Source organism: Paenibacillus sp. ALE2 (genome assembly GCF_054113385.1).
This window is the reverse complement of the sequence record NZ_CM134213.1, coordinates 1,472,501-1,497,131: the sequence shown is the minus strand read 5'-3', so window position 1 is coordinate 1,497,131 and position 24,631 is coordinate 1,472,501. Positions and strand designations below refer to the sequence as shown.

Below are 24,631 nucleotides of genomic sequence, written 5' to 3'. Positions count from 1 at the left end.
AGCGGGAGGATATTCACATCACGGAAATAGGAGTGAAATGAGATGAATAACATGCAGTTATTTGATTTAACGAATGCGCAAAAGCGTATATGGTATACCGAATTACTCTATCCAGATACATCCGTGTCACAGCTATCCGGTACAGCCAAGATGAAGGGTCACATCAATATCGCTGCCTTCATGCAGTCCATCAATTTGATTATCAAACAGTATGATGCGTTCCGCATTCGTATTACTTCAGTGGATGGAGTCCCCCAGCAGTATGTCGTTCCTTATGAAGAAAGACAGTTGGAGTGCTTGGATCTTACTCATATCGATAGTATTTCCGAGGTGGAAGCCTTACTTGAGCAGCACAAAAGCAAACCTTTGCCATTGCTGGACTCTGAACTCTTCCAGTTTTTGATTGTGAAGATTAGTGAGGAAGAGTATTGGATTAATATCAAAATGCACCATATTATTTCTGACGGGATCTCTATGGTGGTTTATGGAAATCAACTGACAGCCTTTTATATGGATTTAATTCAAGGAAATGAACCTAAGCTGAGCGATGATTGCTCTTATATTGAATATATTGCAGATGAGAACGCATATGAGCTTTCTGACAGGTACCAAAAGGATAAGGCATACTGGCTGGATAAATTCTCCGATTTGCCTGAACTCACAGGCTGGAAGTCATATAACCCGTTATCGCTAAGTACCCAAGCTGTTCGAGAACATTTTACTGTGCCGGAGACGCTATATAACGAGCTACAGGCATTTTGCCAACAAAACAGGATTTCTCTGTTCCAATTCTTCATGGGTGCGATGTATATCTACATACACAAAGTGACGAATCAGCCAGATGTGGTGATCGGTACCTCGTTCGCTAACCGGGGGAACAAGAAAGAGAAGCAAAAGATCGGTATGTTTGTCAGCACGGCTGCCGCCAGAACATACGTTGACAAGGATGTAGAGGTGTTAAGCTTCCTGCAGGAAGTAGCCAGGGACCAAATGTCAGTCTTGCGGCATCAGAAATATCCATACAATCAGTTAATTCAGGATCTTAGAGAAATGCACGGCAACAAGGATATTCAGCGGCTTTTTGGTGTTTCCATGGAATACCGCCTTATCAACTGGGTTGACTTGGATGACGTGCGCATTTTGACGGATTATGATTTTTGCGGCGATGAAGTGAATGATTTCGTGCTTCATATCGTGGAAATCTTGGATGAAGGCGAGCTTGTACTGGATATCGATTATCGGACAGAGCTGTTCGAACGCAGTGAAGTAACGGACATGGTGTCCCAACTGCTTACGATCGCCGAGCAGATCATTCATACACCGCAGCTTTCCATTGCAGAAGTAAATCTATTGGGAGAAGCAGAAGAGCAATCCATTCTGGCTCTTTCGGAAGGCGATGTAGTGGATTACCCGCGTGATAAGACCATTCATGGCTTATTCGAGGAACAAGCTGAGCGCACGCCAGACCACGTAGCTGTTCAGATGGGCGAGCAGAGCATTACATACCTAGCTCTAAATGAGCAGGCTAACCAGCTTGCGAGATATTTGCGCACCGAAGGCGTTGGTGCAGATGTACTCGTGGGGATTATGGCGGATCGTTCCCTAGATATGGTCGTCGGCATGTTGGCGGTTTTGAAGGCAGGAGGGGCCTATGTGCCAATTGATCCTGAATATCCTGAAGAACGCATTCGTTACATGCTAGAGGATTCGGGAGTCCGTCTATTGCTCACCCAAAGCCATCTATGGGAGAGTACCACTCTTGACGGAAAGCTTGTGAGTTTGGACGAAGCGGCAACGTATACAGGAGATGCTTCTAATCTGGAGAGCATTTCGGGACCGAACCATTTGGCCTATGTTATCTACACATCGGGTACAACTGGCAAGCCGAAGGGAACGCTGATCGAGCACAAAAATGTAGTTCGTCTGCTCTTTAACGATAACAATTTATTTGATTTCAGTTCCCAGGATACATGGACTCTATTCCATTCGTTCTGCTTCGATTTCTCTGTTTGGGAGATGTATGGGGCGCTTCTTTACGGAGGAAAACTGGTAATTGTCCCATCCCTTACAGCTAAGAGTCCGGCAGCTTTCTTAGAGCTGTTGAAGGACAATCGAGTCACCATTTTAAACCAAACGCCGACATATTTTTATCAGGTGATACAGGAAGAATTGGCACAATCGTCCACAGAACTTAGCCTTAGAAAAATTATTTTTGGCGGAGAGGCTTTGAGCCCATCTCTTCTGAAAAACTGGCGGGCAAAGTATCCTGATGTGCAGCTGATTAATATGTACGGAATTACGGAAACGACGGTTCATGTCACTTACAAGGAAATCACAGAACATGAGATAGAAGCAGGCAAAAGCAATATTGGTAGAACCATTCCAACGCTTAGCGCTTATATTTTTGATGAGCACAGACGCTTGCAGCCTGTCGGGGTTCCGGGAGAGCTATACATTGCGGGGGATGGTCTTGCCCGTGGGTATTTGAACCGGCCAGATTTGACGGCTGAGAAATTTGTAGAACATCCGTATCGAGCGGGAGAACGCCTGTACCGAACTGGGGACCTGGCTCGCTGGTTGCCTGACGGCAATATTGAATATTTGGGCCGGATCGATCATCAGGTCAAAATTCGCGGCTACCGAATTGAGCTGGGCGAGGTCGAAGCCCAAATTCTCAAAGCTCCGGGCGTACGGGAAACGATTGTCCTCGCCCGGGACGACGAACAGGGACAAAAATTGCTGTGCGCCTACTATGTAGCCTCCAGCGATCTTTCGCCAGGGGAATTGCGGTCTCAGCTGGCAACGGAATTACCAGCTTACATGATTCCCTCTTATTTTGTTCGGTTGGAGCAAATGCCGCTTACACCTAATGGCAAGCTGGATCGCCGCGCGTTGCCGGCTCCTGAGGGTAGCGTACAATCCGGCGAGGATTATCTGGCTCCAAGAACTGCAGTGGAAGCACAACTGGTGCTTATTTGGCAGGATATCCTGGGAGCCGCCCGCGTTGGCGTCCACGATAATTTCTTTGAGATCGGTGGTCACTCTTTGCGGGCAACATTGCTCGTTACGCGGATTCGCAAAGAGCTGGGATGCAGCATTTCGCTGCGTGAAGTATTTCAATCGCCTACGGTTGAATCCCTGGCGCGACTGGTGAAGGAACGCATTCCAACCGTGTACGAGTCCATTCCACAGGCTGAAGAAAGCGAAGCATACCCAGTGTCCTCAGCGCAAAAGCGGTTATACGTGCTGAGACAGATGGATGGGGGAGAGCTCAGCTACAATATGCCAGGTGCCTTCACCGTGGACGGACCGTTGGATCGCGTGCGGCTGGAGTCTGCGTTCAAGGCACTGATCCAGCGCCATGAATCGCTGAGAACCGGCTTTTATATGCAGGATGGAGAGCTTGTTCAGCATGTGCATAAGGATGTTCCGTTCACGTTGGGCTATACAGAGGCTTCAGCGGAGGAGACGGATACGCTCATTCACAGCTTTACCCGTGCCTTTGATCTGAGCCAGGCTCCATTGCTTCGTGTTAGCTTAGTGAAGCTGCAGGAGGAGCGTCATCTGTTGCTGTTTGATATGCACCACATCATTTCAGATGGGGTTTCCATTCAAATACTAGTGGAGGAACTCACGCAATTATATCAAGGAGAACAACTACCAGAACTGCATATTCAATACAAGGATTATGCGGTATGGCAACGGGAACAGTCGGAAAGAGAATGGCAAGACCTTGAAGCGTATTGGCTGCAAACCTTTGAAGGAGAGTTGCCGGTATTGGATTTGCCTACGGACTTCCAGCGCCCTTCGGTTCGGAGCTTCGAGGGTAGCCGTATTGATTTTACATTGGACGAGTCTGGCAATAAGGCGATACAAGAGCTTGCATCCCGTACAGGTACTACACTGTATATGGTATTGCTGGCCGCTTATTCGGTGCTGCTGCACAAATATACAGGGCAGAAGGACATCGTCGTAGGTTCTCCAGTAGCCGGCAGACCACAAGCGGAGCTTGAGGGCATCATTGGTATGTTTGTCAATACACTGGCTTTGCGCAGCTACCCGGCAGGAGAAAAAACCTTTCAGGATTATCTTCTGGAAGTCAAGGAAACAGCGCTCAAGGCGTTCGAGCATCAGGATTACCCTTTTGAGAAATTGGTCGAAAAACTGGGCGTAGGACGTGATGTCAGCCGCAATCCGCTCTTTGACACCCTGTTGGTATTGCAAAATACGGAGCAGGAAGAGCAAGACATGGATGGTGTGCACTTTACTCCTTACCCGATGGACACCGTCACAGCCAAATTTGACCTGTCCCTTAATGTAGAGGAGAAGGGCGCTGAACTAGCCTTTGGCCTCGAATATAGTACAGCTTTGTATCGGCGGGAAACTGTAGAGCGACTTGCAACCCACTTGCTTCGGGTTCTGCATGCAGTCGCGGCCAATCCTCAGTTGCAATTGGCCGAAATTGAAATGATCACACCGGAGGAGAAAGTACAGATCATTGAAGTATTCAACGCGACAGCTACTCCTTATCCAAGGGATAAGACCATTCATGAATTGTTCGCGGAACAAGTCAAGCATACACCGGAGCAGACGGCGTTGGTATTCGGCGATGTCCGGTTAACATACCTTGAGTTGGAAGACAAGGCGAGCCGCTTGGCCCAAACACTGCGTCGTTTGGGGACGCTAAGGGAGCAACCGGTGGCTATTATGGGCGGACGGAGTATCGAGATGGTGGTTGGTATGCTCGCCGTGCTTCAGGCTGGTGGAGCCTATGTGCCAATCGATCCTGATTACCCAGAAGATCGGGTTCGTTATATGCTCGAAGATTCCGATGCCAAGCTACTACTGGTACAAAAGGGCGAGCTTATAAATGTAGACTATGGTATACCGATTGTTGACCTCAGCAGTGAAGAGGCTTATGCGTCTGATCCTGTCCAAGCTGAGGAGACAGTTCAGGGACCACAGGGACTCGCTTATGTGATCTATACCTCGGGTACGACAGGTAGACCGAAGGGCGTTATGGTTGAACATCGGAACGTGGTCCGTCTGGTCAAAGAAACCAATTATGTGGAGCTGAACGAATCCACGCGAATTTTGCAGACAGGAGCCGTGGCCTTCGATGCCTCGACCTTTGAGATATGGGGAGCGTTGCTTAACGGCGGACAGCTTTATTTCGTGGAGAACGACGATATCCTGATTGCCGATCGGCTCAAAGCAGCTATTGCCAAATACGGAATTACGACCATGTGGCTTACTTCACCGCTTTTCAATCAGCTTTCACTGCAGGACGAGTACCTGTTCAGAGGACTGAAAGCATTGCTGGTAGGTGGTGACGTACTGTCCATATCTCATATAAACCGTGTCATTGAGGCTAATCCTGATCTTGTCCCTATCAATGGCTATGGTCCGACAGAGAATACGACCTTCTCCACCACCTACAAGATTCCGGGTCGTGTTGAAGGGGGCGTGCCGATTGGGCGCCCGATTAGTAACTCGACCGCTTATGTAGTCAATGGATCGCTGCAATTACAGCCCATTGGTGCTTGGGGCGAGCTGATTGTCGGCGGTGAAGGTGTAGCGCGCGGATACCTCAATCGTCCTGACCTCACAGCAGAAAAATTTGTCCCTAGTCCTGTTAAGGAAGGGGAACGCTGCTACCGAACTGGTGATTTGGTTCGCTGGCTTCCAGATGGGAACCTGGAGTTTAAGGGAAGAATTGATGAGCAGGTCAAAATACGCGGTTACCGTATCGAACTCCCCGAAATCGAGGCTCAATTAGCCAAGGTGGAGTCAGTAGTTGAAGCCGTAGTCGTCGTTCGCGCGGATGAGCTTGGAGAGAAGCAGCTTTGCGCTTATTATGTGGCAGATCGTACACTCACGGCAGGCGAAGTACGCCTTGCTCTATCGCAGGTACTTCCGGGCTATATGATGCCATCCTACTTTATCCAGATGGATCGTATGCCATTAACGTCAAACGGAAAAGTAGACCGCAGGTCTCTGCCAGCTCCGCAAGTAGGTGCGCATACGGGACGGAAGTATACAGCTCCTCGTACACCGGCTGAGGAAGCTTTGGCGTCTGTCTGGCAAGGGGTGCTGGGTGCCGAACAGGTGGGTATCCATGACAATTTCTTTGAATTGGGCGGAGATTCCATCAAGGCCATTCAGGTGTCGTCACGGTTGCTGCAGGCTGGCTATCGGTTAGAGATGAAGCAACTGTTCAAGTCCCCGACCATTGCCGAGCTAGGTGCAGAAATACAAACGGCTGTGCATATGGCTGAACAGGGAGTTGTGCGCGGAGCGGCTCGCTTGACTCCAGTCCAACAGTGGTTCTTTGGGCGGAAACAGGCAGAGCCTCATCACTTCAATCAAGCGGTCATGCTGTATCGTGAACAGGGATTTGAGGAAAAGGCCTTGCATCATGTGCTGAGAAAATTGGCTGAGCACCATGACGCCCTTCGCATGGTTTTTCGGCAGACCGAGCATGACTACGAAGCTTGGAACCGTGATCTTGGAGAAGGAGAGCTGTATAGCCTGATCACTGCTGATTTACGGAGCGAATCTAATCCGGTTGCAGCCATTACAACGCTGTCGGACGACATCCAGCGCAGCATCAATCTGGCAGAAGGTCCACTGATGAAGTTAGGGCTTTTCCATTGTCAGGATGGAGACCACCTTCTGATCGTGATCCATCATTTAGTGGTGGACGGAGTATCCTGGCGGATTTTGTTCGAGGACTTCGCAGCAGGCTATGAACAGGTGATCCAAGGACAAGCACTGACATTTCCGCAGAAAACGGATTCCTTCCGTGATTGGGGAGACGCTATTGCCCGTTATTCGGAAGGACCAGAAATCGAGGTGCATCGGGCGTATTGGAGCAAGCTTGGGGATCAGCCACTCGAGCAGTTGCCGAAGGATGAGGCTGTGGAAAGCCTTTCATTGCAGGATAGCGAAGTGGTGACAGCACAATGGACGGTAGAAGAAACCGATCAACTGCTGAGAAAAGCCCATCGTGCTTACCAAACGGAGACGAACGATCTGCTATTGACTGCTCTAGGCATGGCGGTATCCAAATGGTCTGGTATTGGTAAGATCGCTGTGAATCTTGAGGGGCACGGTCGTGAGCCGATTATATCGAATATCGATATTACCCGTACTGTTGGCTGGTTTACAAGCCAATACCCAGTCATTTTAGACTTGGGAAATGATCTTGAGTTGTCAGCCTTAATCAAATCAGTGAAGGAAGAGCTGCGCCGTATTCCGAATAAAGGTATCGGATATGGGTTGCTCAAAACGATGGCGAGTCAGGAGGACGCAGACAGTTTCAGCTTGCAGCCTGAGATTTCTTTTAACTATCTGGGGCAGTTTGATCAGGATTTGCAAGGAAGCTCGTTGCAGGTTTCTCCTTATCCGACCGGAAGCCCGCAAAGCCTGTTGGGAGAGCCAGCCTATACGCTAGATATTAATGGCATGGTGACAGACGGAGCCTTGACTCTGACGATGAGTTATAACGGAAAACAGTATAAGTCATCTACAATGAAACAGCTCGCTGGATATATTGAAGAAAGCCTACGGCAGCTTCTTCAGCATTGTGTAACCCAGGAAAGAACTGTATTGACACCAAGCGATGTGCTTGCCAAGGGGCTGAGCATTGCTGATCTGGAGGAGCTTTCTAAGCAGACCAGCCACATAGGCGATATTGAGAATGTATACAGCCTGACGCCGATGCAGAAGGGCATGCTGTTTCATGATATGTTCGAGCCGCATACAGGTGCTTATTTTGAGCAGGCTGCCTTTGACTTTAAGGGTAGTTTTGATCCGACCGCTTTCGGACATAGTCTGGATGCAGTGGTGGAGCGTCATGCCATTCTGCGCACGAACTTCTACAGTGGTTGGGGCAGTGAGCCTTTACAAGTCGTATTTCGGCACAGAGGCGCCAAACTGGTGTATGAAGACCTGCGTGAGATGAATGCACCGCAGCGTGAAGCTTATCTAAAGACATTTGCCGCTGAGGACAAAGCACAGGGCTTCAACCTGGCTGAAGATGAGCTTCTCCGTGTATCGATTTTGCAAACAGATGAAGAGAGCTTCCGTCTCTTGTGGAGCTTCCACCACATCGTCATGGATGGATGGTGTGTTCCATTAATTACACAGGAGGTGTTTAAACACTATTTTGCCCTCCTGGAAGGAAGAGAGCCTCAGCTGGCAGAGGTCCAGCCGTATAGCCGATATATTGAATGGCTGGAACAGCAGGATGAAGCAGCTGCGGCCGACTATTGGAGCCGATATCTGGCCGGTTATGAGCAACAGACGCTTTTACCTCAAGTCGGTGGAGCAGTCAAAGGAGAAGGCTATGTAGCAGAAAAGCTGAACTATCCTGTCAGCAGGGAATTGACTGAACGTCTGGAAAAGGTGGCCAGAGATGCTCATGTCACGATGAATATATTGCTGCAGTCCATCTGGGGCGTTGCGCTTCAACGCTATAACGGTAGTCGGGATGTTGTATACGGAAGTGTAGTGTCAGGCAGACCGGCTGAAATTCCGGGAATTGACCGGATGATCGGTTTGTTCATTAATACAATTCCAGTTCGTGTGAAGACGGAAGAACATCTCCCCTTCACAGTCCTGATGAAGCAACAGCAGGAGCAATATATGGCTTCTCATATGTATGACACCTACCCGTTGTTTGAAATTCAGGCTCAGACGGACCAAAAGCAGGATCTAATCTCACATATTATGGTATTTGAGAATTATCCTGTGGAAGAGGAAGTAGAGCGTCTAGGAGATGGCGAGGCTGCCTTTGAGATTGAGGAAGCGGAGCTTCTTGAACAAACGAATTACGATTTTAACTTAATTGTTCTACCGGGCAAAGAGATGAGATTGTTGTTCCAATACAATGCGCTCGTCTATGATTCAGCCACGATTGAACAAATCAAGGGTCACTTGTTCCACCTCATGGAACAAATTGTGGAGAATCCTGCAATTTCCGTGGATGCTCTGGAATTGGTTACGCCGCAGGAGAGAGAACAGATTCTGAGCGTATGGGGAGAAACGGAAGCCAGCTCCAAACACCGTACCACGTTTCACGGGCTGTTGGAGGAACAGGCAGCTCGAACGCCGGACGCGACTGCCATTCTGTTTGAGAACGAGATGCTGACCTATGCCGAGCTGAACGCAAAAGCCAATGGATTGGCGAGAAGACTGCGTGCTGAGGGAATCAAGACGGGAGACCTGGTGGGGCTGCTTGTTGAACGGTCAACGGATATGATCGTTGGGATGTACGGCATTATGAAAGCCGGGGGCGCCTACGTTCCAATGGATCCAGAGTATCCGAAAGAGCGAATCAACTACATGCTCGAAGATTCGGGGACGAAGATGATCCTTGCCCAAGCTCATCTGCTGGAGCCTATAGGCTGGACGGGAAATGTCCTGTTGCTGGATGAACTGTCGACCTATGATGCCGACACTTCGAATTTGAAGGATACGGCCGGCTCTGATGATCTGGCTTACGTGATCTATACTTCGGGCACGACGGGTCAGCCTAAGGGCGTATTAGTGGAACACCGCGGACTACGAAATCTGTCGGACGTATATCGGGGACTCTTCGAAGTTACACCGCAGGATCGGATCGTTCAGTTTGCAAGTCTGTCGTTCGATGCATCGGTTTCCGAGATTATAACGGCACTGAGCCACGGGGCTACTCTATGCATTCCTTCTACGCAAGATATTTTAGATCATGCCCTGTTCGAGCAGTTCATGAACAGCAAGGCAATTACGATAGCGACTCTGCCACCAGCTTACATTATTCACCTTGAGCCGGAGCGCCTGCCAGCACTGCGATGCCTGCTAACCGCCGGATCGGCCACATCGGTCGAGTTGATCGAAAAATGGAGGAAGCACGTACAGTACTTCAATGGCTATGGCCCAACAGAGGATTCTGTATGCACCACAATGTGGACTGTCCCGGACAGTGAAGAAACGATGGAACGGGTGTCCATTGGACAACCCATTGCTAACCATCGTGTGTATATCTTGGATGACCATTTCAGAGTGCTGCCTGTCGGCGTAGCTGGAGAGCTATGCATTTCAGGTATCGGGTTAGCCCGGGGCTATCATAACCAGCCTGCGTTAATGGATGAGAAGTTCGTGGACAATCCGTTTACTCCAGGAGAGCGTATGTATCGGACGGGTGATTTGGTTCGTTGGTTACCAGATGGAACTATCGAGTACTTAGGTCGGATAGATCACCAAGTCAAAATTCGTGGCTATCGGATCGAGCTGGGCGAGGTCGAAGCACACATGCTCAGAGTGCCGTTCGTTCAGGAAGTCGTGGCCTTGGCTGTGGAAAGTGAGGAGGGCTACAAAGATCTAGTCGCTTACTTTGTAGCTGCTCAGAAGCTTGAGGTATCGGAGCTCCGGGCAGTTCTGTCGGAGATGTTACCTGGATATATGATCCCTTCCCGCTTCGTACAACTGGAGGGCATGCCTCTGACGTCGAACGGAAAAATAGATCGAAAAGCGCTGCAGGGTGAGCAAGGATGGGCAGTTGCTTCATCTGAGGCTCCACAGACACCTGTAGAAATTCAATTAGCCGAAATCTGGCAAGAGGTGCTGGGTGTAGAGAGCGCGGGAGTAAAGGATAATTTCTTCCATTTTGGAGGCCATTCACTGCGTGCAGCTCTGCTAGTCTCACGAATTCGTAAGGAGATGAACCGTGAGATTAGCCTAAGAGAAGTGTTTGAGTCGCCTACCATTGAAGGCTTGGCTCGTGCCATTGAGGGCTATACACCGCTGAATTTTGAAGAAATTCCTACAGCGGGAGCGCGAGAGCACTACCCATTGTCCTCAGCCCAAAAACGGCTGTTTATCCTTAGCCAGCTGGAAGGCGGAGAGCTGAGCTACAATATGCCAGGTATTCTTACGGTTGAGGGAGCCCTGAATCGGGAACGACTGGAGCAGGCATTCCGTCGTCTGATTCATCGTCATGGTTCACTGCGCACCCGTTTTGTGACTGTTAACGGTGAACCTGTACAGCAGATCCTACCGGATGTTCCGTTTACGGTGGAATATGCGGAGTTGAGCGAGACAGAGGCAGAAGCTGCCCTTCAGCAGTTTGTTCATCCTTTTGACCTTGGCGAAGCACCATTGCTGCGGGTAGGTCTCATTCGAATTGCACACGAGCGCCATTTACTGTTGTTCGATATGCATCATATTGTCTCGGATGGGGTTTCTATGAATATTCTCATAGAAGAGTTCCTTCACTTCTACCAAGAAGAGGACGTATTGCCTGCGTTGCAGATCCAGTACACAGACTATGCGGTATGGCAGCAAGAGCAGCTCGGAAGCGAACGTCTAAAAGCCCAGGAAGCTTACTGGCTGGATGCATTCCGCGGAAGCTTGCCAGTGCTGGATTTGCCAGTAGATGAAGTTCGTCCTGCGGTACGAAGCTTTGCGGGAGATCGGATTGACTTCCAGATTGATGCTTCTCTGAGCGCTTCACTCCAGGAGCTGGCTACCCGAACAGGTTCTACGCTGTTCATGGTGCTGCTGGCAGCCTATACGACGCTCTTGCACAAGTACACGGGGCAGGAAGATGTCATTGTCGGTTCACCAGTGGCGGGAAGATCCCATGCCACACTCGAGGGCCTTATCGGTATGTTCGTAGGCACAGTGGCACTGCGTACTTATCCAGAGGGCGAAAAGTCTTTCGAGGCTTACTTGAAGGAAGTGAAGGAAACAGCACTGCGGGCCTATGAAAACCAGGATTATCCGTTCGAGGAGCTGGTAGAGAAGCTGGAGCTTCAGCGTGACCTGAGTCGTAACCCACTATTTGATACTATGTTTGTTCTGCAAAATATCGAGCAGGGAGAACAAGAAATAGAGGGATTGCGTTTCACTCCTTACGATCAGGGCCATCCTGCTGCCAAGTTCGACCTCACGCTGACAGTGAGTGAAGCGGATGGGGCATTGAACTGCACGTTGGAATACGCGACTGCAATCTACAAGCGGGAGACCGCTGAGCGGATGGCAGGCCACTTTGTACAGCTTATTCAGGAAGCTATCGCCAATCCGGGATTGTCGTTGTCATCCCTTGATATCGTGACACCGCAGGAAAAGTCGATGCTGATGAAAGATGCAGACGAAGCCAAAGCAGATTATCCTCGTGACCAAACGATTCATGCACTGTTCGAGGAACAGGCTGTCCGTAATCCGGATGCAGTAGCGGTCGTATGTGAAGAGGCAACCTTGTCCTATAGCGAGCTGAATGAGCGGGCCAATGGACTTGCCAGAACGCTCCGCGAGCGTGGTCTGCAACCAGACGGTTTGGTTGGAATCATGGCGGATCGTTCCCTTGAAATGGTCGTTGGGATTTTGGCCATCTTGAAGGCAGGCGGGGCTTATGTCCCTGTCGACCCTGAATATCCAGAGGACCGCATTCGCTTTATGCTTGAGGATTCGGGAGCCAAGCTGCTGCTGACACAAGCGCATCTGGAGACACGTATCTCCTTCACCGGGGACATCGTTAATCTGGACGAGGCGGCTTCCTACAAGGAAGATGTCTCAAATCTGGAGCCTACGGCTGGACCGAATCATCTTGCCTACGTTATCTACACATCGGGTACGACAGGCAAGCCAAAGGGAACGCTGATCGAGCACAAAAATGTAGTCCGCTTGCTCTTTAATGATAAAAATATGTTTGATTTCGGTCCTCAGGATACGTGGACGCTGTTCCATTCATTCTGTTTCGACTTCTCCGTATGGGAGATGTACGGGGCATTGCTGAACGGAGGTCGTCTGGTCATCGTTCCATCGCTTACTGCGAAGAGCCCAGAGCGCTTCTTGCAGTTGCTTAAGGACCAGAAGGTTACCGTGTTGAACCAGACGCCAACATACTTCTATCAGTTACTACAAGAAGAACTTAGTCATCGCGCGGCAGAATTGAGTCTTCGCATGATTATCTTCGGCGGGGAGGCATTAAGCCCGGCCTTGCTCAAGGACTGGAGAGCGAAATATCCGCAAGTACAGCTCATCAACATGTATGGCATCACGGAAACGACCGTGCATGTAACGTATAAGGAAATTACGGAACTGGAAATTGAACAGGGCCGCAGCAATATCGGTATCCCGATTCCGACACTACGTGCGTACATTCTGGATGAACAACGCCGTCCACAACCGATTGGCATTCCGGGTGAACTCTATGTGGCGGGCGAAGGCCTGGCGCGTGGCTACCTGAACCGACCGGAATTGACGGCAGAGAAGTTTGTAGCTCATCCGTTTGAAGCGGGCGAGCGCATGTACCGCTCAGGTGACTTGGCACGCTGGTTGCCGGATGGCAGCATGGAGTATTTGGGACGGATTGACCATCAGGTTAAAATCCGGGGTTACCGTATCGAACTGGGAGAAGTGGAGGCGAAGTTGCTCCATGCTCCGTCTGTGAGGGAGGCCGTTGTGCTTGCCCGGGAGGATGGAAGTGGACAAAAAGTACTGGTGGGCTATTTCACTGCCGATCAGATGCTGACAGTAGGCGAATTGAGAAAAGCCTTGGCTGCTGAACTGCCGGCTTATATGATTCCGTCTTACTTCATGCAATTGGAACAGATGCCGTTGACACCAAATGGTAAGCTGGATCGCAAAGCACTTCCAGCTCCTGAGACCAATGTGCAGACTGGAGCGGTTTATGAAGCGCCGAGGAACGCAGCTGAGGAAGCTTTGGCTTCTGTATGGCAAGGTGTGTTAGGAGCACAGCAGGTCGGCATCCATGATCACTTCTTCGATCTGGGTGGTGACTCCATCAAGGCGATTCAGATGTCCTCTAGATTGTTCCAATTAGGATATAAATTAGAGATGAAGGATCTCTTCAAATATCCGACAATTGCTGAGCTAAGCCCGTATCTTCAAGTAGCCGGACGCACAGCAGAGCAGGGTGAAATCAAAGGTGCAGCGGAGTTAATGCCAATTCAGCGCTGGTTCTTTGAACGTCACACAGTGGAGCCACATCATTACAATCATGCTGTCATGCTCCATCGGAAAGACGGCTTTGATGAGGCTGCACTCCGGTTGACAATGGACCAAGTTGCGATTCATCATGACGCGCTACGTATGGTTTTCCGGTCTACAGAAGCTGGATATGCAGCTTGGAATCGGGGAATTGACGAAGGCGAATTCTACACATTGGACATCGCCGATATGAGACAGGTAGAAAACCAGGCAGCTGCTGTTCAAGCGCAGGCCGATGCCATCCAGGCAAGCTTCCTCTTGGAAGACGGCCCTCTGTTCAAGCTAGGCTTGTTCCATTGTAATGATGGCGATCATTTGTTGATTGTCATTCATCACCTCTTGGTTGACGGCGTATCCTGGCGCATCCTGTTTGAAGACATTGCAACAGGATACGAGCAGGCATTGAATGGAAAAGCGATTGTTCTTCCGCAAAAGACCGATTCGTATCTTGTATGGTCCGAGCAAGCGGTGAAGTATGCAGCAGGCCCTGCCCTGGACGAGGAACGTTCATACTGGCAGCAGATTGAGGAGACGATGCTGGCTCCACTGCCAAAGGATGAGGATCAGGAACCGGGCACCATTCGGGATACCGAGTCGGTCACGGTAACGTGGTCTGCTGAAGAAACAGACCTGCTGTTGCGACAAGCAAACCGGGCTTATCATACGGAGACGAATGATTTGCTCTTGACTGCGCTGGGAGCAGCTATTCAGCGCTGGACAGGCATGGAACAGATTTTGGTTAACCTTGAAGGGCATGGCCGGGAAATGATCGTACCAGATCTGGATATTACCCGCACCGTGGGCTGGTTCACCACCCAATATCCTGTTCTGCTGAACCTGCAAGGTGGGCAGGAAGTATCTGCCCAAATCAAGCGCATCAAGGAGAATTTGCGAGAAGTTCCGCACAAAGGCATCGGCTACGGTCTGCTGAAGTATATGGCACCGGAAAAAGGTACTCGATTCAGCGTAGAACCGGAGGTTTCCTTCAACTACCTTGGACAGTTTGATCAGGATTTGGAAGGCAATGCTCTTAGCCTGTCTACACATTCAGTCGGTAAGGCGCTCAGTGATCACACACCACAGCAATATGCTCTGGATGTGAATGGCATGATTGCCGAAGGCCAGCTATCACTGACGATTACGTACAGCAACAGGCAGTACCGTAAGGAGACGGTAAGTCATTTTGCTGAATTATTACAGTCAAGTCTTAGCGAGGTCATCCAGCATTGTGCGACTCAGGAGCGTTCGCAGCTTACGCCGAGTGATGTTCTGTTCCAAGGACTGACCCTGGAGCAGCTTGATCGACTCACAGCCCAAACGGCCCATATTGGAGAGATTGAGGATGTGTACAAGCTAACGGCAATGCAGAAGGGCATGCTCTTCCACAGCTTGCTGGAGCCGGACTCCTCTTCATACTTTGAGCAGGCAACGTTTGAGCTACGTGGCAGCTTCGATGTAGATATCTTCTTCGAGAGCTTCCAGGCTTTGGCGCAACGACATGCCATATTGCGTACCGGCTTTTACAACAATATCACTGATGTACCGCTGCAAGTTGTCTTTAAGCAACGGCCAATCCCTCTGAACTACGTAGATTTGCGTGCCGGTACGTTGCAGGAGCAAGAAGCCCAAATTCAGGCTTATACTACTGAAGATATGGCTAAGGGATTCAGCTTGTCAGAAGATCCGCTGATGCGAGTGACTGTCATGCAAAAAGAACAAAGCCACCTTGTATTGTGGAGCTTCCATCATATTGTCATGGATGGCTGGTGCATCCCGATTATTACACAGGAGCTGTTCGATTATTATTCTGCCCTGCGTCAGCAAATACAGCCTGTACTGCCGCCGGCTCAGCCCTATAGCCGTTATATAGAATGGCTTGATGCACAGGATGATCAAGAGTCTTCAACATATTGGAGCCAATATCTCGAAGACTATGACGGCAATACCGTATTGCCGGAAGCTAAAACGAAATCTCAAGCTAAAGTAGAGGGTTACGTTCTGAATGAGCATGTTCTCCATTTGGGCGCATCCTTGACCCATAAAATGGATGTTGTCGCGAAGCGCAATCATGTGACCGTCAACACACTCATGCAGACAGCCTGGGGCCTGATTCTCCAACATTACAATGCCAGCTCGGATGTTGTTTTCGGTGGCGTTGTATCAGGTAGACCTGCTGAGATTGCAGGGATCGAGAATATGGTGGGTCTGTTTATTAATACAGTACCTATCCGCGTACAGTCATCCAAAGACGAGGCCTTTGTCGAGGTGATGAAACGTACACAGGCACATTCGTTGGCTGGTCGTGCCTACGACACCTATCCGCTGTATGAGATTCAGGGGAAAACAAGCCAAAAGCAAGACCTGATTTCTCATATTATGATCTTTGAAAATTATCCGCTCGACGAACAGGTAGAACAGTCGGGTAATCACACAGAGGACAATCTCGAAGTCGCCAACTTCGCCATGTTTGAGCAAACCAACTATGACTTTAACCTCGTTGTCATTCCAGGCAAGGACATTAAGGTCTGCATTCGCTACAACGCTTCGGTCTATGAGCAAGAAAGCATTGCGCGAATCGGAGGACATTTGTTGCAAATGCTCGATCAGGTAGCTACTCGTCCGCAAGCGACGATACAGGAGCTGGAGATTGTAACACCGGAGGAACGGACGAAGCTGCTTGACTGGGGTGGCAAGGCTCATGCCTATCCAAGTGATCAGGGTCTGCATACCTTGTTTGAGGAACAGGTTGTCCGTACGCCAGATAAGATCGCAGCAGTAAGCGGCGATATCCAGATCACGTATCGGGAGTTGAACGAGCGGGCGAACAGACTGGCTTCGACCTTGATAGACCAGGGACTGCGGAGTGAACAAGTAGTGGGTCTGTTGGCGGATCGGTCAGTGGAACTGCTGGTTGCCATCATGGGTGTACTCAAAGCGGGCGGAGCCTATGTACCTATTGATCCTGAATATCCGCAGGAGCGGATTCAGTATATTCTGAAGGACTCCGGCGCTGAGATTCTGCTCACACAGAGCCACCTGACGAAGCTGGCCTCCTTTGAGGGAATGGTTATGGAATTGGATTCTCCGCACATCTACGGAACCGGAGTGGATAATCCTAATATTCCTGTAAGAGGAAACGACCTAGTGTATTTAATCTATACCTCAGGTACAACAGGGAATCCGAAGGGAACCATGATTAACCATAAAGGGATCGTGAACTACATCTGGTGGGCCAATAAGGTCTATTGTGCAGGGCAACCAACGAACTTCCCGCTGTACTCATCCATTTCGTTTGACTTGACGATGACATCAATGTTTACTCCGTTAATAAACGGAGGAATAGTACGGATTTATGATGGTATAGATAAGGCAGAGGTCGTTCAGCATATTTTGCGCGAAAATGCGGTCGATATTCTCAAGCTGACGCCGACGCATCTCAGTCTCATAAAAGACATGACCATTCCAGCGGAGAGTCGTATTCAGCAGCTTATTGTGGGTGGAGAGAATCTGACCACTCATTTGTCCAAAACGATTACCGATCTCTTTGGCGGCAACATCAAAATTTACAATGAATACGGCCCAACCGAAACCGTCGTTGGCTGCATGATTCACCTGTACGATCCTGCGAAGGATACACGGGAATCTGTACCGATTGGATTGCCGTCCGACAACATATACATTCATATCCTGGATGAACAGCTTCGTCTTGTACCGTTAGGTGTGGAGGGCGAAATGTACATCGCCGGGGACGGAGTAGCCCGTGGATACCTGAATCGTCCGGATCTTACCGCAGAAAAATTCATTAGGGATCCGTTCGCTGCGGAAGGAAATATGTATCGGACCGGAGATTTGGCTCGTCGCCTTCCTAATGGAGACATTGAGTACATTGGGCGTATTGACCATCAAGTTAAAATACGGGGCTATCGTATTGAGCTTGGTGAGATTGAGGCCAAGTTGCTGGATATGCCACTTGTGGAGGAAGCTCTCGTTGTTGCGTGGGCAGACGCCAAAGGACAGAAGTCTCTATGTGCTTACTTTGTAGCTGATCGGGAAATGTCTGTCAGCGAGCTGAGAAATGAACTGTCTGCCGAGCTGCCTGCATATATGATTCCGTCTTACTTTGTCCAAATGGACGTAATGCCTTTGACACCAAATGGCAAGCTGGATCGTAAGGCACTGCCTGAACCAAACTTGGGTGTGAAAGCAGGAGCCGCCTTTGCTGCTCCGCGGACGGATGTGGAGAATATTTTGGCTTCGATTTGGCAAGGTGTGCTCGGCGTACCGCTTGTTGGCATACATGATAATTTCTTTGAACTTGGAGGCGACTCGATCAAATCGATTCAGGTTTCATCAAGACTTCTCCACGCAGGCTACAAACTGGAAATGAAGAATTTATTCAGCTATCCAACAATTGCGGAACTGGCTCAGCGTGTTAGCGCAGTCAGCCGAATTGCAGATCAGGGCGAGGTACACGGAACGGTAAAACTGGGACCTGCCCAGCGCAGATTTTTCGAAGAGCAGTCAAAGGATCTACATCACTTTAATCAGTCGGTCATGCTGTACCGACGCGAAGGCTTTAATACCGATGCGCTCGCCAAGGTTATTCAAAAAATTGCAGAACACCATGATGCGCTGCGACTGGTATTCCGCCAAGGAGAGCACGGAGTAGAAGCGTGGAACCGCAGTTTGGGCGAAGGTGAGCTGTATAGCCTCCAAATCCACGATTTGCAGGATGAAAAAGACCCGGCTTTGGCAATAGAAGCTGGTGCAGAAGCCATTCAGCGCAGCATCTCTCTGGAGGATGGGCCTCTCTTTAGACTAGGTTTGTTCCGCTGTGCGGAAGGCGAACATTTGTTGATCGTTATTCATCATTTGGCTGTGGATGGCGTATCCTGGCGTATTCTCTTTGAGGACTTGCAGGAAGGCTACGAACAAGCAGCACGTGGAGAAGCGGTCAAGCTCCCACAAAAGACAGATTCGTACCGGGCATGGGTTGATGGGATTACGCAATATGCCAACAGCCCGGCGGCTGAACAAGAACGTAGTTTTTGGGCAGAGGTAGAAGGAGAGGGATTTGCCCTTCTTCCAAAAGACAAGGTAGACGGCGCTCTTCTCATAAAAGACACCGAGGCTGTTACGGTAACATGGTCGCCAGAAGAGACAGAGCAGTTCCTGAAAGAGGCGAATCGCGCTTACAATACGGAAGTTAACGATCTGCTCTTGACGGCCCTAGGTATGGCTGTTCACGAGTGGACAGGGATCGAACGTGTAGGCATCGTGCTCGAAGGACATGGACGGGAGCCTGTTGTACCGGAATTAGATATCACTCGCACAATAGGCTGGTTTACAAGTCAGTATCCTGTCGCCCTTGAGATGGGAGGCGAAATGGAGATCGGCGCCAGAATCAAGCGTATTAAGGAAGGCCTGCGTCGTATCCCGAACAAAGGTGTAGGATATGGTATTTTGAAATATTTGAGTGACGTATCCACTGGCTCCTCCTTCTCGGCAGAACCGGAGATTACCTTCAACTACCTGGGGCAGTTTGACCAGGATCTTGCAGAAGGAACGATGGAGGTGTCCCCTTACTCGGCAGGGTCTGAGGTCAGTGAGGAGATGGTGCAGCATCAGGCCTTGAATATTAATGGACTGATTACCGAAGGACAGCTTCAGCTTTCGGTCAGCTATAACCATCAACAATTCCATGTGGATTCGGTAGAAAAGTTTGCCGGTATCTTGAAGGAACGTCTCAGTGAAGTCATTGGACACTGTGCACGCAAGGATAGAACCGAGCTTACACCAAGCGATGTACTCCTCAACGATATCAGCTTGGAGGAAATCGAGGAGCTGGAAGAGCAGACACGGCACATCGGTAGCATTGAAAATGTGTATAAACTGACACCGATGCAAAAGGGAATGCTGTTCCACAGCTTGCTGGAGCCTCATTCAGAGGTCTACTTTGAGCAGGCCACATTTGAAATTCAGGGAGTATTCTATCCTGAGGATTTCAAACGCAGCTTACAGCATCTGATGAAACGGCATGCCATACTGAGAACGAATTTCCATGCTGGATGGGGCGACTTCCCTATACAGATTGTGTTCAAAGAAAGAGCATGCGATTTCGTATACGAGGAATTGCATGAGCTGGAACCGGGCGAAATGGAAACGCGTCTTGCAGCTTATATGGATCAGGACAAAGCAAGAGGTTTTGATCTGACGAATGAAGCCTTGCTGCGTGTTGCTATTCTACGTACTGCAAAAGAGCACTACCATCTGTTGTGGAGCTCTCATCACATCATTTTGGATGGCTGGTGTATGCCTCTTGTGCTCCAGGAAGTGTTTGAAACGTACGGAGCTCTGCGTGAGCAAAGGGAGCCTAAACTTCCTGTAGCAGCATCGTACAGCCAGTACATTCAATGGTTAGAGAAACAAGGCGAGGAAGAGGCATCCTCCTACTGGAGAGGGTATCTGGAAGGCTACGAGCAGCAGACGAAGCTGCCACAGGCCATCACACAGCCATCGGCAAAAGCAGAAGCCTACGTGTCGGAGAAGCTGGTATTCACGTTGGATGCGGATTTGACTGAGCGCTTGGAACAAGTGGCCAAACAGCATCAAGTGACGATGAACACGCTGATGCAAGCTGCTTGGGGAATCGTATTGCAACGCTACAATAGAAGTCAGGATGTCGTCTTCGGAAGTGTGGTTTCGGGGAGACCTGCCGAGATTCCAGGCATCGAAAGCATGATCGGTCTCTTCATTAATACAGTTCCAGTTCGAGTTCAGGCCGAAGGAAGCGAAACGTTCTCTCATGTGATGAAGAGACAGCAGGAATTATATTTGGCTGGGCATGCTTATGATTCCTATCCGCTCTATGAGATTCAGGCACAGAGCGAACAAAAGCAAGATTTGATTTCCCATATAATGGTATTTGAGAATTACCCGGTAGAAGAGCATCTGGAAGAGAAAATTGCCAATGATGAGGCTGAATACAAAATTACGGATGTTCAGATGTTTGAACAGACAAATTATGATTTTAACCTCATTGTGCTGCCGGGACGTAGTCTGGAGTTCTTGTATCGTTATAATGCCCGTGTCTATGACCGGGAGAGCGTGGAACGGATTCAAGGGCACTTGACGAAAATTCTGACAAGCGTATCTGTACAACCTGCTATCCGTATTGATGAGCTGGAGCTGATAACGCCAGAAGAGAGATCACAAATTATAGAGGTATGGGGAGACACAGCAGCTCCTTATCCGCGTGAGAAGCCCCTTCACGGCATATTTGAGGAAAAAGCTGCACTCACACCGGATCATACAGCACTTATTTTCGGCGAAACGGAGCTTACCTACGGAGAACTTCATCAGCAGGCCAACCGCCTCGCACGTACGCTCCGCGCGCAAGGGGTCAGACCAGATCAGCCAGTCGGCATCATGGTCGAGCGTTCGCTTGAGATGATCATAGGTATCCATGCCATTCTAAAAGCGGGCGGCGCTTATGTTCCGATTGATCCGGAATTCCCTGAGGATCGTATTCACCACATGCTGGAGGATTCGGGAGCGAAGCTTCTGCTGACGAAGAGCCATCTCAAGGATCGTTTCCCATTCACTGGCACGATCCTGGCACTGGATGATCCGCAGGCGTATCATGCGGATGACTCCAATCTGGAGCCAATTGCAGGACCAGAACATCTGGCGTATATCATTTACACGTCGGGTTCAACCGGCAAGCCGAAAGGTGTAATGATTGAGCATCGCTCCGCCGTCCATACACTGAGTCAGTTGGAAGCTGAATATCCGATGTTGGCAGGTGACCGATTCCTGCTCAAAACGACATTCACCTTTGACTTCTCCGTGCCAGAGCTGTTCTGTTGGTTCTTTGGACAGGGGACGCTCGTGATCCTTCCACCGGGCGTGGACAAAGATCCGGTGGCACTGCTGGAGGCTGTGGATGCGAACCGAATCACGCATCTTAATTTGGTACCTTCGATGCTCAGCGTGCTCGTTCAATATTTGAAGGAAAGCAGTACCCAAGGATTCCTTACTCTGAAATATCTGTTTGCCTGCGGCGAGACGCTGCCTGCCAAACTTGTGGAAGAGTACTATAAAGTGTCTCCTTATGCAGTACTGGAGAACATCTACGGTCCTACGGAAGCTGCTGTATATGCGACTCGATATACAACGAGTCCTGAGAATGCGACTCTAACGCATGTGCCTATCGGCAAACCGTACGCTAACGTCCAAGTATGGATGATGGACAGCGCTTCTCAGGTATCACCAGTAGGTGTGCCGGGGGAACTCTGCATTGCAGGTGAAGGGGTAGCGAGAGGGTACTTCAATCAGCCGGAACTGACGGCAGAGAAGTTCATTCCTCATCCGTACAAGTCGGGTGAACGGATTTACCGAACGGGCGATTTGGCTCGGTGGTTGCCTGACGGGAATATTGAGTACTTGGGACGGATTGATCACCAGGTAAAAATCCGTGGTTACCGCATTGAGCTGGGAGAAGTGGAAGCACAAATTCTGAAGGTACCATCGGTGCAGGAAGCGGTTGTTCTAGCACTGGCTGACTCCAGCGGAAGTACTCAGCTTTGTGCATACTTTGTGGCCGAGGAGGCGCTCGCAGCGGGCGTACTACGCGAGGCACTGGCCAGCGAGCTGCCAAGCTACATGATTCCATCTGCTTTCGTGCAGTTGGGGCAAATGCCGCTGAATCCGAATGGCAAATTGGATCGAAAAGCGCTACCGGCACCGGAAACACTTCTGCGGAGCACCGCCGAGTATATCGCGCCGCGTACGCAGACAGAAGTAGAGCTTGCTAAGATTTGGTCCGAGGTGCTCGGAGTACAGGAAATCGGGATCAGGGATCAATTCTTCGAACTTGGCGGTCATTCCCTGAAAGTATTGGGCTTGATCCAAAGGATCTCGTCCAGTATGGGTGTTCATCTCCCACTTCAAGCCGTATTTAATCTGCCGACTGTGGAAGAAATGGCGCATGAAATTTTCAAGCTGCAGGCAACAACTGCTGCCGATGAACGAGAAATGGAAATTATCCACTTCCCAGGGAAAGGAACGCTTAAAGTATTTTGCTTCCCTCCTCGGGTAGGTCACTCTCTGGGGTACTATGAGATGGCCAAGGAGCTGGATGGGCTTTGCGAGGTGTACGGGATGGAATTTATCGGCGACCGTTTCCAGGGTCAAGATATGTTGGATCGATACATCGATGCCATCGTAGATATTCAAGCAGAGGGTCCATATATATTCTTGGGATACTCACTTGGAGGAAATCTTGCCTTTGAGGTAGCTAAAGCCATGGAAAGCCGAGGTTACCATGTTGGGGACATTATTATGGTAGATGCTATGAGAAAGATGTCCAAGGATGAATCGACACCTGAGGAGCTTGAAGAGATTGTCGAGACGGTGCTGGACAGCATTAGGGAGCAGTACAAAGCATTCCTGGCCGATCCAGCCGACAGGGAGCGAGTCATGGACAAAATGTTGGTTTACTCCAGCTACCGCGATGAGCTTATTAACGCAGGTGAAGTTCATGCGAATATCCATGCTATGATTGCAGAGGATGATAGTGTTGGTCCGGATACATCATTAGATAAATTGTTATGGCAACAGGCAACACTTGGCCAATACAAAGAATACGGGGTCATTGGAACGCACGATGTGCTGCTTGATTCCGGTTTTGTTGGGGAGAATGCTAAAGTACTGAGACAGATACTTGGTAAAATTGCAGAAGCCTCATCTAAAAACAAGCCTATTTTGTCCTAATATCAATCAACCAGAATAGTAGTGAGCAACAAAGACGCCCGGGTTCCTTTATAAAGGAGGGACCCGGGCGTCCTTTTTATTTTATGAAATCCGCAACATGCAGAGAGTAGTGCCCTTAATGATCAGTGTTTGTTTTAGCAATGGTTGACCGAGAATAATGGATATTGGAGATGAGATCACGGATGACTTGAATGACGAGCTCAGGTTGATCATGGATAATCATATGTTCGCTCTTTTTGGCGACAATAAGCTTGCTGTTGTTAGAGATGTGGAGCATCTCGCGCTGCCCGATTTGCCAGCTTTGTTCGATCTGATCATTTCCACGCTTACTTATACCGAACTGAGTCAAATTTTGCTGAATGCCTCGGGCAATTACGCGTACAGGGAGGTTGCCCAAATGCTGGCCGCGTATGGCATCTTCGGTAGTGCTCGCCAGATCACCCTCCTCGGCAACAGAGCGAAAGTACTTGGGGGAAGCAACAATGTTCACGAAAGATTTTCTATCTCGATACTCCACCCGACCGTTTAGCATTAAGTTGGGGAACAGACGAAAAGCCCCCGATCTTTCTAGGAGAATGGATATGAGCGGCGAGGGATTGACCTTAGGCCGTTCTTTGGCATAGATCTTATTTGTCCGCCGGGCATCATTCTCAGGCCTAGCATCCACCAGAACCAATCCTGCGACTTCGTCTCTGTACGTCTGTGCATAGAGTCTTGAGTACATCCCCCCGAGGGAATGGCCTACAAGGATATATGGAGCTTGGATGTCTGCATTTTTTAGAGCGGTATGAAGCTCCCGAACGATGTTTTCGCCGGTACGTGGAGTATTTGCCTCTTCGCTCCATGCATAGCCTGCCCG

Annotated in this window: 2 protein-coding genes (1 of these 2 only partly in view); one reads left to right on the top strand and one right to left on the bottom strand. The window is 49.6% G+C overall.

All coding sequences use genetic code 11. The features are described from left to right. The first annotated feature begins 42 nt into the window (after positions 1 to 42). Positions 43 to 23,772: a non-ribosomal peptide synthase/polyketide synthase gene (locus tag ACXHJ1_RS06335; RefSeq protein WP_457905804.1), complete on the top strand. Its 23,730-nt coding sequence runs from the start codon at positions 43 to 45 to the stop codon at positions 23,770 to 23,772. Between the two features lie 115 nt (positions 23,773 to 23,887). Here the strand turns inward: ACXHJ1_RS06335 and ACXHJ1_RS06330 are convergent, their stop codons facing one another. After that, a protein-coding gene (locus tag ACXHJ1_RS06330; protein WP_016818884.1) for an alpha/beta hydrolase crosses the window boundary here: on the bottom strand, positions 23,888 to 24,631 show its 3' portion. Its footprint extends 291 nt past the window's final position; the window shows 744 of its 1,035 coding nt (coding positions 292-1,035); its start codon lies beyond the right edge, outside the window — the gene reads right to left on this strand; the stop codon is at positions 23,888 to 23,890.

Bases quoted from the DNA above. Each gene is read 5' to 3' on its own strand.
- ACXHJ1_RS06335 (WP_457905804.1), top strand. From the start codon at position 43: ATGAATAACATGCAGTTATTTGATTTAACGAATGCGCAAAAGCGTATA.